The organism is Pseudomonas sp. IPO3774, from assembly GCF_013386835.1.
GTDB lineage: Bacteria > Pseudomonadota > Gammaproteobacteria > Pseudomonadales > Pseudomonadaceae > Aquipseudomonas.
Genome location: NZ_JACAQY010000017.1, coordinates 260,008 through 275,352, shown reverse-complemented (window position 1 = coordinate 275,352; position 15,345 = coordinate 260,008). Strand labels below are relative to the sequence as shown.

At 62.0% G+C, this 15,345-nt stretch carries 14 protein-coding genes; 10 read left to right on the top strand and 4 right to left on the bottom strand.

What is annotated here, in order from left to right:
- The first annotated feature begins 8 nt into the window (after nt 1–8).
- The 8 genes from HYE77_RS11670 to HYE77_RS11635 all read left to right on the top strand — a co-directional run bounded on the left by HYE77_RS11670 (nt 9) and on the right by HYE77_RS11635 (nt 9,274).
- A complete protein-coding gene (locus HYE77_RS11670) occupies nt 9–1,457 on the top strand; it encodes an alginate O-acetyltransferase (protein WP_076014451.1) in 1,449 nt (482 codons plus the stop codon).
- 8 nt (nt 1,458–1,465) lie between these two features.
- Nucleotides 1,466–2,575, top strand: coding sequence for a mannuronate-specific alginate lyase (locus HYE77_RS11665; RefSeq protein WP_008434173.1), 1,110 nt, complete (start codon nt 1,466–1,468; stop codon nt 2,573–2,575).
- A 217-nt stretch (nt 2,576–2,792) separates the two neighbouring features.
- Nucleotides 2,793–4,358, top strand: coding sequence for an MBOAT family protein (locus tag HYE77_RS11660; RefSeq protein WP_008434176.1), 1,566 nt, complete (start codon nt 2,793–2,795; stop codon nt 4,356–4,358).
- 11 nt (nt 4,359–4,369) lie between these two features.
- Nucleotides 4,370–5,557: an alginate O-acetyltransferase gene (locus tag HYE77_RS11655; RefSeq protein WP_102369877.1), complete on the top strand. Its 1,188-nt coding sequence runs from the start codon at nt 4,370–4,372 to the stop codon at nt 5,555–5,557.
- Between the two features lie 16 nt (nt 5,558–5,573).
- The gene (locus tag HYE77_RS11650) at nt 5,574–6,221 is read left to right on the top strand and encodes an alginate O-acetyltransferase AlgF (RefSeq protein WP_008434181.1); all 648 of its coding nucleotides are present in this window, start codon (nt 5,574–5,576) and stop codon (nt 6,219–6,221) included.
- A 149-nt stretch (nt 6,222–6,370) separates the two neighbouring features.
- The gene (locus HYE77_RS11645; protein ID WP_003216275.1) at nt 6,371–7,822 is read left to right on the top strand and encodes a mannose-1-phosphate guanylyltransferase/mannose-6-phosphate isomerase; all 1,452 of its coding nucleotides are present in this window, start codon (nt 6,371–6,373) and stop codon (nt 7,820–7,822) included.
- Nucleotides 7,823–7,976: 154 nt separating this feature from the next.
- Complete coding sequence (locus tag HYE77_RS11640; RefSeq protein ID WP_003216273.1) at nt 7,977–8,441, top strand: hypothetical protein; 465 nt, start codon at nt 7,977–7,979, stop codon at nt 8,439–8,441.
- A gap of 20 nt (nt 8,442–8,461) precedes the next feature.
- The gene (locus HYE77_RS11635) at nt 8,462–9,274 is read left to right on the top strand and encodes an SDR family oxidoreductase (RefSeq protein WP_177027778.1); all 813 of its coding nucleotides are present in this window, start codon (nt 8,462–8,464) and stop codon (nt 9,272–9,274) included.
- A gap of 161 nt (nt 9,275–9,435) precedes the next feature.
- On the opposite strand, the gene HYE77_RS11630 is transcribed toward HYE77_RS11635, so the two are convergent.
- On the bottom strand, nt 9,436–10,299 hold the full coding sequence (locus tag HYE77_RS11630) for a LysR family transcriptional regulator (protein ID WP_177068804.1): 864 nt from the start codon (nt 10,297–10,299) through the stop codon (nt 9,436–9,438).
- Between the two features lie 111 nt (nt 10,300–10,410).
- On the opposite strand from HYE77_RS11630, the gene HYE77_RS11625 reads away from it, so the two are divergent.
- Complete coding sequence (locus tag HYE77_RS11625) at nt 10,411–11,601, top strand: MFS transporter (RefSeq protein ID WP_177068803.1); 1,191 nt, start codon at nt 10,411–10,413, stop codon at nt 11,599–11,601.
- Nucleotides 11,598–11,996, top strand: a complete 399-nt coding sequence (locus HYE77_RS11620) for a DUF4440 domain-containing protein (RefSeq protein ID WP_177068802.1) — start codon at nt 11,598–11,600, stop codon at nt 11,994–11,996. Before HYE77_RS11625 ends, HYE77_RS11620 begins: the two co-directional genes overlap by 4 nt.
- Before the next feature lie 102 nt (nt 11,997–12,098).
- Here the strand turns inward: HYE77_RS11620 and HYE77_RS11615 are convergent, their stop codons facing one another.
- Genes HYE77_RS11615 through HYE77_RS11605 form a run of 3 tightly spaced genes read right to left on the bottom strand, consistent with a single transcriptional unit; the run spans nt 12,099 to nt 15,343 of the window.
- On the bottom strand, nt 12,099–12,959 hold the full coding sequence (locus HYE77_RS11615) for an HlyD family secretion protein (protein WP_087692839.1): 861 nt from the start codon (nt 12,957–12,959) through the stop codon (nt 12,099–12,101).
- A 10-nt stretch (nt 12,960–12,969) separates the two neighbouring features.
- The gene (locus HYE77_RS11610) at nt 12,970–13,170 is read right to left on the bottom strand and encodes a DUF1656 domain-containing protein (protein ID WP_003216262.1); all 201 of its coding nucleotides are present in this window, start codon (nt 13,168–13,170) and stop codon (nt 12,970–12,972) included.
- The gene (locus HYE77_RS11605) at nt 13,160–15,343 is read right to left on the bottom strand and encodes an FUSC family protein (protein ID WP_003216260.1); all 2,184 of its coding nucleotides are present in this window, start codon (nt 15,341–15,343) and stop codon (nt 13,160–13,162) included. Before HYE77_RS11605 ends, HYE77_RS11610 begins: the two co-directional genes overlap by 11 nt.
- Nucleotides 15,344–15,345 lie beyond the last annotated feature (2 nt).

Sequence of the window (15,345 nt, the reverse complement as noted above, 5' to 3'; positions counted from 1 at the left end):
TGACCTTTATGCACCCACACATGATCAAACTGCTCAGCCTTTCGGGTTTGACCCTCGGCCTGCTCGCGGCCAGCCAGGGCGTGCGCGCCGACGAAATCAAGGCGCCAACCTTCACCGCCGAACCGTGCTGCAGCCTGTGCCCAGCCGCCCACGACGCGAAGAACTACACCACGCGCTACCAGCAGAACTTCACCACCCTGGTGCAAGCCCAGGGCGATTGGCTGTTCCGGACCCAGGAAGACCTGCGCACCGAATTCGACACCAGCCCCGCCGGCTACAAACGCATGCAGCAGCTGCACGATGCGTTCAAGAGCAAGGGCGTGGAACTGGTGGTGGTCTACCAGCCGACCCGTGGTTTGGTGAACCGCAACAAGCTCAACCCTGAAGAGAAAGCCAGGTTCGATTTCGACAAGGCCCTGGGCAATTACAAGACCATGCTCGGGCGCTTCGCCAAGATGGGCTACGTCGTGCCGGACCTGTCGCCGCTGACCAACGAGCAACTGCCGGACGAGTTGCCGGCCCACGATTTCTACTTCCGCGGCGACCAACACTGGACGCCATACGGCGCCCAGCGCACCGCCAAAATCGTCGGCGCGAAAGTGCGGGCGATGCCTGAATTTGCCGGCATCCCGCAGCGCGAATTCGAGACCAAACGGTCCGGGCGCATGGGCAAGACGGGCACCCTGCACAACATGGCCGGGCAACTGTGCGGCACCAGCTACGCGATCCAGTACATGGACCAGTTCACCACCGAGCCCAAGGGCGAAGCGGCAGACGGCGACCTGTTCGGTGATTCCGGCAACCCGCAGATCACCCTCGTGGGTACCAGCCACAGTGGCAAGAACTACAATTTCGCCGGCTTCCTGGAACAGGAAATCGGTGCCGACATCCTTAACGTCGCCTTCCCCGGTGGTGGCCTGGAAGGCTCGATGATCCAGTACCTGGGCAGCGAAGAATTCCAGAAGACCCCGCCGAAGATCCTGATCTGGGAATTCTCGCCGCTGTATCGCCTGGACCAGGAGACCATCTACCGCCAGATGATGTCGCTGCTGGACAACGGCTGTGAAGGCAAGACCGCCCAGATGAGCGCCAGCACCACGCTGAAACCCGGCAAGAACGAATTGCTGGTGAACAGTTCGAACAAAGACCTGCGCAACAGCAGTCACCAGGTCGACATCCGCTTCGCCGACCCATCGGTGAAAACCCTGCAAGCCACCCTCTGGTACATGAACGGGCGCCACGAGGACATCAAGATCGAGAAACCCGAAACATCCGATACAGACGGGCGTTTCGCCTTTGAACTGCGCACCGATGAAGACTGGGCCACGCAAAACCTGCTGGCCGTGGAAGTGCAGGGCCCTGAAGCGGGCCAGGCCGCGCAGAAAGTCGAAGCGAAAATTTGCACACGCAACGTATTCCCCGCCGGTGGTCAACAGACTGCTTCAACGGGGCAATGAGGTTACTTATGCAGAAGTTATTGATTCCAACGCTGCTGGGCCTGGCGATGTTTGCCGGCCAAGTCAACGCCGCCGCACCACTGCGTCCGCCCCAGGGTTATTTCGCCCCGGTGGAAGCATTCAAGACCGGCGACTTCAAGAATGACTGCGACGCCATGCCCGCGCCGTACACCGGCTCGCTGCAGTTTCGCAGCAAGTACGAAGGTTCGGACAAGGCTCGTTCCACCCTGAATGTGCAGTCCGAAAAAGCCTTTCGCGACAGCACCGCCGACATCACCAAGCTGGAAAAAGACACCAGCAAGCGTGTGATGCAATTCATGCGCGACGGCCGTCCGGAGCAGTTGGAATGCACGCTGAACTGGCTCACGAGCTGGGCCAAGGCCGATGCATTGATGTCCAAGGACTTCAACCACACCGGCAAGTCCATGCGCAAATGGGCACTGGGCAGCATGGCGTCGGCCTATGTGCGCCTGAAGTTCTCCGACTCTCATCCGCTGGCCAACCACCAGCAGGAGTCGCAGTTGATCGAAGCCTGGTTCAGCAAAATGGCCGACCAGGTGGTGAGCGACTGGGACAACCTGCCGCTGGATAAAACCAACAACCACTCCTACTGGGCTGCCTGGTCGGTGATGGCGACCTCCGTCGCCGTGAACCGCCGCGACCTGTTTGACTGGGCCGTGAAGGAATACAAGGTCGGCGCCAACCAGGTGGATGCCCAAGGCTTCCTGCCCAACGAATTGAAGCGTCAGCAACGGGCCCTGTCGTACCACAACTACGCCCTGCCGCCGCTGGCGATGATCGCCAGTTTTGCCCTGGTGAACGGTGTGGACCTGCGCCAGGAGAACAACGGCGCGTTGAAACGCCTGGGTGACAAGGTGCTGGCCGGGGTGAAAGACCCGGAGATCTTCGAGCAGAAGAACGGCAAGGAACAGGACATGAAGGACCTCAAGGAAGACATGAAATTTGCCTGGCTTGAGCCCTTCTGCACCCTCTACACCTGCGCCCCGGATGTGATCGAGCGCAAGCACGGGATGCAGCCGTTCAAGACGTTCCGCCTGGGGGGTGACCTGACCAAGGTCTACGACCCGGCGCACGAGAAAGGCAACAAAGGCAGCTGACGAAACGCACTTCAAATGTGGGAGCGGGCTTGCTCGCGAAGGCGGTGTATCAGTCGCCCTCTGTGTTGAATGACACACCGCATTCGCGAGCAAGCCCGCTCCCACATTTTGAGCCGGTTTCGTCAGTGGGAATGTAATACCGCCCCTCTCCGTTTTCGGTGGGGGGTTTGGGGGGGCCGTTGGCCCTTGACTGTTGGTTAAACATGGAGAGATCGGGATGGTTTTCTCGTCCAATGTGTTCCTGTTCCTGTTCTTGCCGATCTTCCTCGGCTTGTACTACCTGAGCGGGCAACGCTATCGCAATCTGCTGCTGCTGGTTGCCAGTTATGTGTTCTACGCCTGGTGGCGAGTGGACTTCCTGGCGCTGTTCGCCGCCGTGACGCTGTGGAACTACTGGATCGGCCTCAAGGTCGGCGCGGCAGGCGTGCGCACCAAGCCGGCCCAGCGCTGGCTGCTGTTGGGCGTGGCGGTCGACCTGTGCATCCTCGGCTACTTCAAGTACGCCAACTTCGGCGTCGACAGCATCAACCTGATGATGAAGTCGGCCGGCCTTGAGCCTTTCATCCTGACTCACGTGCTGTTGCCGATCGGGATCTCGTTCTACATCTTCGAGTCCATCAGCTACATCATCGACGTGTACCGCGGCGACACCCCGGCCACCCGCAACCTGATCGACTTTGCGGCGTTCGTGGCGATCTTCCCGCACCTGATTGCCGGCCCGGTGTTGCGCTTTCGCGACCTGGCCGACCAGTTCAACAACCGCACCCACACCCTCGATAAATTCTCCGAGGGCTGCACGCGGTTCATGCAGGGTTTCATCAAGAAGGTGTTTATCGCCGACACCCTGGCGGTGGTCGCCGATCATTGCTTCGCCCTGCAAAACCCTACGACGGGTGACGCCTGGCTCGGCGCACTGGCGTACACCGCGCAGCTGTACTTCGACTTCTCCGGCTACAGCGACATGGCCATCGGCCTGGGCTTGATGATGGGTTTTCGCTTCATGGAAAACTTCAAGCAGCCGTACATCAGCCAGTCGATCACCGAGTTCTGGCGGCGCTGGCACATCAGCCTGTCCACCTGGCTGCGTGACTACCTGTACATCACCCTGGGCGGCAACCGTAAAGGCACGCTGACCACCTACCGCAACCTGTTCCTGACCATGCTCCTCGGTGGCCTGTGGCACGGTGCGAACATCACCTACATCGTGTGGGGCGCCTGGCACGGCATGTGGCTGGCGATTGAAAAAGCCATCGGCCTCAACACCGCACCGCGCAGTTTCAACGTTGTGCGCTGGGCCTTCACCTTCCTGCTGGTGGTGATGGGCTGGGTGATCTTCCGCTCGGAAAACCTGCACGTCGCCGGCCGTATGTACGGCGCGATGTTCAGCTTCGGCGAGTGGTCGCTGTCGGAACTCAACCGCGCCAGCCTCACCGGCCTGCAAGTGGCAACCCTGGTGGTGGCGTACGCAACCCTGGCGTTCTTCGGCCTGCGGGACTTCTACAGCAACCGCCCACCGGAAAAAACCAAGCCTGCGGTGAACACCCAGGCCGATGGCCCGGCGACTGCGCAACCGGGCTTGATCAAGGCCGTACCGGGCGACAACCCGGGCAGCATCCATGAGCCCGGCTACACCGTGGGCACCGAGGCCACCGTGCAACCGGCCTACTGGAGCGCCACCTGGCCACGCTACGCCATGCGCGCCGCAGTACTGCTGCTGTTCGTGGCGTCGATTCTCAAACTTTCGGCGCAGAGCTTCTCGCCGTTCCTTTACTTCCAGTTCTGAGGGAGCCGACCATGACCCGTTCATTACGCGTCCTCTACATCGCCTTGTTCCTCGCCGTGCTGCTGGCGTTGGGCGCCTGGTCGATGCGCAGTTTCCTGGGCTTCAGCACCAACGCCGACGCCACCGTGCTCAACGGCCGCTGGACCAAGGCTGTCGAGACCCACTACGACGACCAGTTCCCGATCAAGCGCCTGGGCACCAACCTCTGGGCAGCGCTGGACTACAAGCTGTTCAACGAAGGCCGCCCTGGCGTGGTGATTGGCCGCGACCACTGGTTGTACAGCGACGAGGAATTCAACCCGATCGTCAACGAAGACCAGAACCTGCAAGGCAACTACGCCTTGGTGGAAGGCGTGCGCCAGAAGCTCAAGGCCCAGGGTATCCAACTGGTGATGGCGATCGTGCCAGCCAAGGTGCGGCTGTACCCGGAACACCTGGGTGAAGTGCAGCCGGCGAGCATCCGCGCCGGTCTGTACCAGGACTTCCATGCCCGCATGGCCGCCGACAAGATCGTCGCCCCTGACCTGATGGGCCCGCTGCAACAGGCCAAGCTGCACGGCCAGCAAGTGTTCCTGCGCACCGACACCCACTGGACCCCGGACGGCGCTGAAGTGGCGGCCAAAGAATTGGCCAAGACAATTGCCAACAAAACGCCCCTGAGCGGCGAGCCTCAACGCTTTGTCACCGAAGCCGAGAAGACCGAGCCACACAAGGGCGACCTGCGCCTGTTCCTGCCGCTGGACCCGCTGTTCGAAAACCTGATGCCGCCCAAGGAGCCACTGCAAAAACGCGTGACGCACCTGGCTGAAACCAAAGGCGACGATGCGCTGTTCACCGACAGTGAAACCCCGGTGGCCCTGGTGGGCACCAGCTACAGCGCCAACCCGAACTGGAACTTTGTCGGCGCGCTGAAGCAAGCCCTGGGCAGCGACGTCATCAACTACTCCGAAGACGGCCACGGCCCGATCCTGCCGATGCTCAGCTACCTGAAAAGCGACGACTTCAAGAACAGCCCGCCACAGGTGCTGATCTGGGAGTTTCCCGAGCGTTATCTGCCTGTGAACAACGAAATCGGTGATGCCGACCCGCAGTGGGTTGCGCAGCTCAAACAAGCCGGTATGCGCCAACAGAACATGGCTATCAACACCCCCACCGTTAAAAACATGAACTCCGAGACGCCCGACCGGGCGCAAAACTGAAAGAGAGGTAACTCACATGACTTTCACTACTAACCTCGCAAAGACTTTTGCCCTCGTCGCCGGCATGAGCGTTGTTTCGATGTCCGCCTTCGCCGGTGGCGACGCCGCCCTCTACGGTCCCGTCGCGCCAAAAGGCTCGAGCTTTGTGCGGGTGTACAACGCCAGCAACCAGGAAGTCAGCGCCACCGTCGGCAGCACCAACCTCAACGAGGTTGCACCGCTGGCCAGCAGTGACTTCAGCTTCATGCCGGGCGGTGACTACAGCGCCAAGGTCGGCAGCCAGACCCTGCCGGTCAAGCTCGCCGCCGACCACTACTACACCCTGGTCAGCAGCGGCAGCGGCCAACCGCAACTGATCGAAGAACCGCCGTTCAAGAACAAGCAGAAATCCCTGGTGCGCGTGCAGAACCTCAGTGACAAGTCGCTGACCCTGAAAACCGCCGATGGCAAGACCGACGTGGTCCAGGCCGTGGCCGCCAAGGGCCGTGGCGAGCGCGAGATCAACCCGGTGAAGGTCAGCCTGGCGCTGTATGAAGGCGATAAAAAAGTCGGCGACGTGAAGCCGGTAGCTCTGGAACGCGGTGAGGCCGCAGTGCTGTACGTCACCGGCACCGGCGCCAACCTGTCGCCAGTGTGGGTGAAACGCCCTGTGTCGACCCGCTGATTAGATTTTCAGATTGACGCTGCCCCTTGTGGGAGCTGGCTTGCCTGCGATGCGGACAACTCGGTGTATCAGGTACACCGAGGTGATGCCATCGCGGGCAAGCCCGGCTCCCACAGGCTCTAACCAAATTTGATTCAAGGAGAAACACCATGATCCCAGTAATCCTTTCCGGTGGTAGCGGCTCACGTCTTTGGCCGCTTTCGCGTAAACAGTTTCCCAAGCAGTTCCTGGCCCTGACCGGCGAGCACACCTTGTTCCAGCAAACCCTGGAGCGCCTGGTGTTCGACGGCATGGACGCGCCCATCGTGGTGTGCAACAAGGACCACCGCTTTATCGTCAACGAGCAACTGGCTGCCCGCAAACTGGAAACCCAGCGCATCCTGATGGAGCCGTTCGGCCGCAATACCGCGCCGGCCGTGGCCCTGACGGCGATGATGCTGGTCAACGAAGGCCGCGACGAACTGATGCTGGTGCTGCCCGCCGACCACGTGCTGGATGACCAGAAAGCCCTGCAACGCGCCCTGGCCCTGGCCACTGTGGCGGCTGAGCGTGGCGAAATGGTGCTGTTCGGTGTGCCGGCCACCCGTCCGGAGACCGGCTACGGCTATATCAAGTCGACCAACGATTCGCTGCTGCCCGAAGGCGTCAGCCGCGTGCAACAGTTCGTGGAAAAACCCGATGAAAAACGCGCCGCCGAATTCGTCAAGAGCGGTGGTTATTTCTGGAACAGCGGCATGTTCCTGTTCCGTGCCAGCCGCTTCCTCGAAGAGCTGAAAAAACACGACCCGGACATCTACGACACCTGCCTGCTGACCCTGGAACGCAGCAACCAAACCGCCGACACCATCGACATCGACGAATCCACCTTCGCCTGCTGCCCGGACAATTCCATCGACTACGCCGTGATGGAAAAAACCCAACTGGCCTGCGTGGTGCCGTTGACTGCCGGCTGGAGCGACGTGGGTTGCTGGGCATCGCTGTGGGACGTGAATGAAAAAGACGCCAACGGTAACGTCAGCAAGGGCGACGTGGTGATCCAGGACAGCAAGAACTGCATGATCCACGGCAACGGCAAGCTGGTGTCGGTGATTGGCCTGGAAAACATCGTGGTGGTGGAAACCAAGGACGCGATGATGATTGCCCACAAGGACAAGGTCCAGGGCGTCAAGCAGATGGTCAACACCCTCAACGAGCAGGGCCGCAGCGAAACCCAGAACCACTGCGAGGTCTACCGTCCATGGGGCTCGTACGACTCGGTGGATATGGGCGGGCGCTTCCAGGTCAAGCACATCTCGGTGAAACCGGGCGCGTGCCTGTCGTTGCAGATGCACCACCACCGCGCCGAACACTGGATCGTGGTCAGCGGCACCGCCGAAGTCACCTGTGACGAGAACGTGTTCCTGCTCACCGAAAACCAGTCCACCTACATCCCGATTGCCTCGGTGCACCGTTTGCGTAACCCGGGCAAGATTCCATTGGAGATTATCGAGGTGCAGTCCGGCAGCTACCTGGGTGAAGACGATATCGAACGCTTTGAAGATATCTACGGTCGATCCACGCCAATCGAGCGTGGCGTGTCGGTAAAAACCATCGCGCAGTAAACAGAGCAGCACAACAAGCCCCCGCCCCACCGACTGCGTCCCCTATCCGCAGCCGGTGGGCCGGGGGCTTTTTCTTTGGGGCCGGGGAACCCGAAGATGGTCAACTCCACCTACGCTTGGTTAGGATGCCCGTTCCGTTTTCGAGGTTGTTGCCATGTTCTTTGGTGTCTTGCTGATTATCACCTGGCTGATCCTCTTGCTGCGCTACCCCGCCAGGGCGTTGCCGGTTTCCCTCGCGGCCGCCGTCGGCCTGGGCCTGGTGGCGGTATGGGTGGTGTGGCTGGACAACCGCGAGGCCCAGCAATTGGCACGCCTGGAACTGCGTACCGTCTACGCGCCGAAAGAATGCCCGGCAGACCGCCCGCTCAAGCTCACCTTGAACAACGGCAACAACGTACCGCTGACCGAACTGCGTTGGCGCATCGCCGCGTATGCGCCGGGCGATACGGTCAACCTGGCAGACAACGTGTACGCTGCCCCGCGCTATCGCGGCCCCGGCGAACTGCAGGCCGGCGCCACCTGGGAAGACTGCCTGCCAGTGCCGCCGCTGCGCCCCGGCTACCGCCCGCAAACCCTGGAATTTCGTGCCGAGCATTTGCAAGGCAGCTTCTCTGACTGATAACGACAAAGGACTGATCCATGCCCAACGTACTGATCACCGGGTGCTCCAGTGGCATTGGCCGTGCCCTGGCGGACGCCTTCAAGCAAGCCGGCTTTGACGTGTGGGCCAGCGCCCGGCGCAGCGAGGATGTGGCGGCACTTGCCAGCGCCGGCTTTAACGCGGTGCAACTGGACGTCAACGACAGCGCTGCACTGGCGCAGTTGGCCGGGCAGGTCGGCGAGCTGGATGTGCTGATCAACAACGCCGGCTATGGCGCCATGGGCCCGTTGCTCGACGGCGGCACCCAGGCGATGCAGCAGCAATTCGAGACCAACGTATTCTCAGTGGTCGGCGTGACTCAGGCGCTGTTCCCGGCCCTGCGTCGCCGTAAAGGGTTGGTGGTGAATATCGGCAGCGTGTCCGGCGTGTTGGTCACACCGTTCGCCGGTGCGTACTGTGCCTCGAAAGCCGCAGTGCATGCCTTGAGTGATGCGTTGCGCATGGAGCTCGCACCGTTTGACGTGCGGGTGATGGAAGTGCAGCCAGGCGCCATCGATACAAGTTTTGCAAAAAACGCCGGCACCCAGGCCGAACTGTTGATCAATGAAAAGTCGCCCTGGTGGCCACTGCGCGAAAGCATCCGCGCCCGGGCCAAGGCCTCCCAGGATCGGCCTACGCCCGCCAGCCAGTTTGCGGCAGACGTGCTCAAGGCCGTGCAACAGGGCACGCCGCCGCGCCTGTTGCGCTCGGGTAATGGTTGCCGGGCACTGCCGTGGATGGCGGCGCTGTTGCCCAAGGGCTTGCTGGAGACTGTCTTGAAAAAACGCTTTGGCCTGAGCGGCCAGCTCTAAGAGCCCCCGCCTCCCCGTGGCGAGGGAGCTTGCTCCCGCTGGGCTGCGCAGCAGCCCCAAAACCATCCGCCCAAGTTTCCTGAAAGAATGCGCTGACCTTTTCAGGGGTGCTTCGCCCCCCAGCGGGAGCAAGCTCCCTCGCCACACGGTTTCTCGGCTGATCAGCCTTTCATGAAATCAATGAAGGCCCGCACTTTCAGGGGCAAATGCCGGGTATCCGGGTACAACGCGTACACCCCCTGCGGCGCAAATCGATACCCCGGCAGCAACCGCACCAAACGCCCCGCATCCAGGTCTTCCTGCACCAGCCACTGGGGCAGGATCGCCACGCCATGCCCGCGCACGGCAAACGCCTGGAGAATGGCGGCACTGTCGGCAACCAGTGAAGCCTTGCCGGGGCCTGGACGGTACAGGTGCTCATGGCCGGCCGGGTCGAGCACCGTCAACTCCGTCAGCCGCCCGTGCCCCAGCTTGGGCAGTTGCTCCAGTTCTTCCAGCGTGGCGACCCCGGCAAACCCCGGTGCAGCCACAGCGAGGATTTCGTAGCTCGACAGCTGCACCGCCCGATGATTGGAGTCGAGCATCCGCCCCAATCGAATAGCCACATCGAAGCGCTCGGAGATCAGGTCGGCGTGGCTGGAGGAGGTGGATAACTGGATGTTCAATTCCGGGTGCAGGCCGCGAAAGGTTTCCACTGCCGGCACCACCACCGCCAATCCGTATTCGACGGTGGTGGTGATCCGCAATGTGCCTTTGAGCTGGCTGTGTTCCGAACGGGCTTCCTCGACCGCCAGCCGTGCCTCTTCCAGCATGCGCGTGCAGCGCAGGTAAAAGCGTTCGCCCGCATCGGTCATTGCCAGTTGCCGAGTACTGCGGGTCAGCAGGGTCACGCCCAGCTCGGCTTCCAGGCGCTTGAGGTTGAAGCTCACCACCGCTCGCGTCTGCCCGAGGACATCAGCGGCTGCCGTCAACGAACCGGCCTCGACCACGGCCTTGAAGGTGTCGAAACGATCCAGACTGACCATTGGTCACGCACTCCTTTGTCAAAATATTTTTGACAAACTAACAGTCAAACCGCTGTTTCCCAAGTGCCCGCACCCGCCTACCCTGCCGCCATCCACAGCAGGAACTGCGCAATGACCTACCGCTCGAAAGTCACCTGGATCTTTCTACTGGGCTTCGCCCTCGACCTGGTGAACATGTTTGTCGCCACCATCGCTTACCCGGACATCGCCCGCGAGTTGCACGCCTCGGTCACGCAACTGGCATGGATCGGCAACGCCTACATGCTCGGCCTGACCGTCGTCATTCCCCTGAGTGTTTGGCTGGCGGCGCTGTTGGGTGAGCGCCGGTTGATTGCCGTCAGCCTGTTGCTGTTCGGCGTAGCCTCGGTGCTGGTGGGCCAGGCCGCCTCGATTGAAGCGCTGATCGGCTGGCGCCTGTTGCAGGGCTTGGGTGGCGGCTTGTTGATTCCGGTGGGGCAAGCCTTGGCCTATCGGCATTTTCCGCCGGCAGAACGCAGCCAACTGACAGCCAGGGTCATGCTGGTGGCGCTGCTGATTCCGGCGTTGTCGCCAGCATTGGGCGGCCTGGTGGTGGACAGCGTGTCGTGGCGCTGGATCTTTTTCGCCAACCTGCCGCTGGCGCTGATCACCGTGATGCTGACCTTGCGCTGGCTGGTGGCAGACACGCCCGCGTCCACACGCCCGGCGCTGGAGCTCGGTCACGTATTGGGCCAGGCTCGCCGCCCGATGCTGCGGGTCGCGATGCTGGTTTACCTGTTCATCCCGGGGGTGTTTATCGGCACCAGCCTGGTGGCGATTCTTTATCTGCACGGCCTCGGCTTTACCGCCAGCCACATCGGCGCGCTGATGCTGCCGTGGGCGCTGGCCTCGGGGCTGGCGATTGCCTTGAGCAAAAAACTGTTCAATTGCTGCGGGCCGAGGCCGCTGCTGCTGGCGGGCATGCTGCTGCAAGCCCTCGGCATCCTGTTGCTGATCGAGCCGCACCCGGTTGTCGTGGTGCTCGCCTACCTCCTGATGGGCCTGGGTGGCAGCCTGTGCAGCAGCACCGCGCAAACCCTGGCCTTTCTCGACATTCCGGCCGAGCGCATGGGGCATGCCAGCGCCTTGTGGAACATCAATCGGCAATTGAGTTTTTGCCTCGGTGCCGCCGTGCTCAGTGGGGTGCTGGCTGCGCTGGACTCGTTCACCGTCACCTTCGCGATTGCCGCGGCGTTGACCCTGTTTCCATTATTTGCCGTACTGTGCCTGGATGCGTCCAAGGTACGGACACTGCTTCACCCTGCCAGCGAGCCCACACGATGATTGACTACCGCGATTTTTTTGATGAAGTGATCCAGGCCCATGTCGAGATCGAGCAATGGTTTGCCGGCACAGCCCCCGAGGGAACACTGGAGATTTTGCTGAGGCGTTTTTCGCCGGACTTTTCCATGATCACCCCGGCGGGCAAACAACTGGATTTTGCACTGCTCAACCAGCTGTTCAGCCAGGCTGGCGGCAAGCGGCCCGGGTTCAGGATCAGCCTCAGCGAGTTTGCCGGGATTGACCGACATGCCCGTGGCGCGACGGTGAGTTATCGCGAGCAGCAGGTGGATGGCAGCGGTGCCCAAACCGATCGGCGATCGACCGTGGTGTTTGAAAAGCAGGCCAGTGGCGCCCTGCTGTGGCGCCATTTGCACGAGACGTTTCTACAGGCCTGACACGGTAAAAATGTAGGAGCGGGCTTGCTCGCGAATGCGGTGGATCAGTCGATATTTTCGTTGACTGACACACTGCCTTCGCGAGCAAGCCCGCTCCCACATTCAGTTCTGTGTTTGGTTGACGATCACGGTGCAGGTGATCCCCGCCGCCAACAGCACACCTTCCGGCACTTCATCGATATGAATCCGCACCGGCACCCGCTGGGCCAGGCGCACCCAGTTGAACGTCGGGTTCACATCGGCGATCAACTCGCGGCTCTCCGGGTTGTCCCGGTCGTAGATGCCGCGCGAAATGCTTTCCACGTGGCCCTTGAGGGTTTCGCCGCTCATCAACTGCATGTCGGCCTTGTCCCCGACTTTGACGTGGGGCAGCTTGGTTTCTTCGAAGAAGCCGTACACCCAGAACGAGTTCATATCCACCACCGCCATCTTCGCCTCGCCAATACGCGCGTAGTCGCCACGGTGCACGTTGAGGTTGGTGACGTAGCCGTCGACCGCCGCCACCACCTGGGTGCGCTTGAGGTTCAGTTGCGCCGCTTCAAGCTGGGCCAGGGCATGTTGGTAGTCGGCCAGGGCCGAGTCGGCGATGTTACTGGCGTCGTCGCGGTTTTCCTTGGAGATCACCAGGGCGTCGAGGTCGGCGCGGCGGTGGGCGTTGACCTTGCGCATCTCCCAGGTGGCCTTGCGGGAAGCCACCAGGGATTGCGCCTGCTTGACCGCAATCTGGTAATGCTCGGGGTCGATCTGCATCAGCAGGTCGCCCTTTTTCACCAACTGGTTGTCACGCACCGGAACGTTGACCACTTCGCCGGTGACGTCGGCGGCGACGTTGATGATGTCGGCGCGCACCCGGCCATCGCGGGTCCAGGGAGTTTCCATGTAGTGCACCCACAACGTGCGGCCAATCCAGATCGCCAGGGCCAGTACCAGCAAGGTCGCGAGCAGGCTGAAAAACTTTTTCATCGGGGCATTCTCAACGGTAGACGGTCAGCGCCAGGGCGCCGAACAAGCAAGCGAACAGGCTCAGGCGCAGCAGCGCCGGGTGCCAGAAAAAACGGTACAGGTCAAAGCCGGCCAGGAACCGGTCAAGGGCCCAGGCCAGGCCCGCCGCGATCAGAAACATCAGGGTCATGGTGGGCATGTAGACGCCGTGGAAGGCGATTTCACGAGGCATGGGCGGGTCCTTCGGGCTTGAGGGCAGCCAGGGGTGATTGCGGGTCCAGCAATGAGGTGCGGATAAAGTGCAGGTAGCTTTTCACCCGGCGCAGGGCCGAGGTGTCGAAGTGCGGGGCGAAGGGTTCGTCGGTGGCCTGCACCCGGCTGATGGCGTGGTCCACGGCGACCAGGCTGCGCTCCAGGTTGCTGGCGCTGGGTTGCAGGAACAGCCGCACCAACGAGCGGCCCATCACCCGGATCGCCTGGCGCCACGGCTGGGATTCGGCATACGCCGGGTGCACCGGCAGGATCGCCTGTTCCTTGCGCAATTCGATGATTGCGTGGCCGACTTCCAGCACCACGAACATCCAGCGCAGCAGGTTGCGTTGCACCTGGGGTTGCCCGGCGGCAAAGCCGTAGGCCTGGTGCAGCAGGTCGCGGGTGCGGCTTTCGAAACCCGACGCCAGGCCCTTGAGTTTGCCGCTGATGGCGAACACCACTTGCTCGCGCAAGTCCTGCTCCAGCCGACGCCACAACCAGCGGCTGTTGGGCGGCAGGATGATCGCGCCCGCCGCCGCACACACCAGCATGCCGATGACCATGGCGATGTAGTCGTTGATGAAGGTATAGGGGTTGTAGATCGTGAGGTTGTCCGGCACCGAGCCGGTGCTGAAGAAGATCAGCAACCCGACGCCGACTCCCGCGTACTGCGGGCGCGAAGCCAGGAACGAACCGAAGATGATCACCGGCGCGAGCATCACGCACAGCAGCGGGAAACCGTCGATCCAGGGGAACACGAAGAACATTTCGACAAAGCCCACCAGCGCCCCGATCAAGGTGCCGCAAGCCATTTGAAAGGCCATGCGCTTGGGGTTGGGGGTGGCGGCCGACAAACCCACCGTCGCCGCGGCGATCAGGGTCATGGTCGCGCCACTGGGCCAGGCCGTGGCCACCCAGTAACTGCCGAGCACGATCAGGATAAACGAGGCGCGAATCCCCGAGGCGGCGCAGGCCAGCCAGTTGGTTTTTGGGGTGTAGGGTTCGTCCCAGTGTTCGCGCTCGTGGCTGTGATCCGCCAGGGAGGCGTGGGTCTGGGCGTAGTTGTGCAAGTCGTCGACGAAGCGGTACAGCAGCTCATAGGCGGTGTGAAAGTCCAACAGTTCGGCGTCGCTGGGGGCGCTTTCCTGGAAGCGGGTGCGCAGACTGCGCACCTTGGCGGGCAGGCCTTCCTTGTAGGCGTTCAACTGATTGGCCAGGCGCGCCGCATCGGGGCTGGTGAGCGCACGGCCGGAAAAACCGTCGAGCAGTTCCGCCAGGTCTTGCAGGCCCGGCTTGATCGCAGCCACCACGTGATCGGCCTCCTGGCTGCGCAGGCGCTCGAGCAATTGGTGCAAGGCGTTGAAGCGCGTGGTGATGCCCATGAACTCGCTGTTCAAGCGCGTCAGCCGGCCATTGCGCCGACGCATGTGCGGGTCTTCGAACACGGTGATGCTGCGCAGCCCTTCCAGGCCCACGGCTTCGGCGATAAAGCGCACGTTGCTGCGTTCAAAGCCTTCGCGCTCGCTGCGACCGCGCAGGCCGTCGGTGACGAACAGCGCGAACACACCGAAGCGCTGGTACAGGGCGTTGCGCATCGCAGCGCTGGAGGTTTGCGGCAGGATCGCGGCGCTGACCAGCGTGGAGCAGACAATCCCCAACGAGATTTCCAGGACTCGCCACACCGCCGCCATAAACGCGCCGTCGGGATGGGCCAGGGCCGGCAAGCCAACCATCGCCGCGGTGTAGCCGGCCAGCACAAAACCGTAGGCGCGAAAGTTGCGATTGCGGGTCGCGCCAGCAGTGCAGATGCCGACCCAGATCGCCAGCGAACCGAGGAACAGTTCAGTGTTCTGCGCAAACAACGCGATCAGGAACACCATCACCGCCGAGCCCGCCAGGGTGCCCAGGAAGCGGTAGAAACTCTTGGCGAACACCTGGCCGCTTTGCGGCTGCATCACGATAAACACCGTGATCATCGCGGTACGCGGTTGCGGCAATTCCAGGCGCATGGCCAGCCACAACGTCAGGAAGGCCGCGATCAGCACCTTGAAGATATAGACCCAGGTCACGCCATCACTGCGTGCCCAATCGAAGAAACCGCGGCGCCACTCAAGCGAGTGCAACCAGCGCAGCGGTGCAGGCAAGGGAGTCATCG

What these genes read in the sequence shown, in the direction of transcription:
- HYE77_RS11670 (WP_076014451.1), top strand. Translation starts at nt 9, where the DNA reads ATGCACCCACACATGATCAAACTGCTCAGCCTTTCGGGTTTGACCCTC.
- HYE77_RS11665 (WP_008434173.1), top strand. Translation starts at nt 1,466, where the DNA reads ATGCAGAAGTTATTGATTCCAACGCTGCTGGGCCTGGCGATGTTTGCC.
- HYE77_RS11660 (WP_008434176.1), top strand. Translation starts at nt 2,793, where the DNA reads ATGGTTTTCTCGTCCAATGTGTTCCTGTTCCTGTTCTTGCCGATCTTC.
- HYE77_RS11655 (WP_102369877.1), top strand. Translation starts at nt 4,370, where the DNA reads ATGACCCGTTCATTACGCGTCCTCTACATCGCCTTGTTCCTCGCCGTG.
- HYE77_RS11650 (WP_008434181.1), top strand. Translation starts at nt 5,574, where the DNA reads ATGACTTTCACTACTAACCTCGCAAAGACTTTTGCCCTCGTCGCCGGC.
- HYE77_RS11645 (WP_003216275.1), top strand. Translation starts at nt 6,371, where the DNA reads ATGATCCCAGTAATCCTTTCCGGTGGTAGCGGCTCACGTCTTTGGCCG.
- HYE77_RS11640 (WP_003216273.1), top strand. Translation starts at nt 7,977, where the DNA reads ATGTTCTTTGGTGTCTTGCTGATTATCACCTGGCTGATCCTCTTGCTG.
- HYE77_RS11635 (WP_177027778.1), top strand. Translation starts at nt 8,462, where the DNA reads ATGCCCAACGTACTGATCACCGGGTGCTCCAGTGGCATTGGCCGTGCC.
- HYE77_RS11630 (WP_177068804.1), bottom strand. Translation starts at nt 10,299, where the DNA reads ATGGTCAGTCTGGATCGTTTCGACACCTTCAAGGCCGTGGTCGAGGCC.
- HYE77_RS11625 (WP_177068803.1), top strand. Translation starts at nt 10,411, where the DNA reads ATGACCTACCGCTCGAAAGTCACCTGGATCTTTCTACTGGGCTTCGCC.
- HYE77_RS11620 (WP_177068802.1), top strand. Translation starts at nt 11,598, where the DNA reads ATGATTGACTACCGCGATTTTTTTGATGAAGTGATCCAGGCCCATGTC.
- HYE77_RS11615 (WP_087692839.1), bottom strand. Translation starts at nt 12,959, where the DNA reads ATGAAAAAGTTTTTCAGCCTGCTCGCGACCTTGCTGGTACTGGCCCTG.
- HYE77_RS11610 (WP_003216262.1), bottom strand. Translation starts at nt 13,170, where the DNA reads ATGCCTCGTGAAATCGCCTTCCACGGCGTCTACATGCCCACCATGACC.
- HYE77_RS11605 (WP_003216260.1), bottom strand. Translation starts at nt 15,343, where the DNA reads ATGACTCCCTTGCCTGCACCGCTGCGCTGGTTGCACTCGCTTGAGTGG.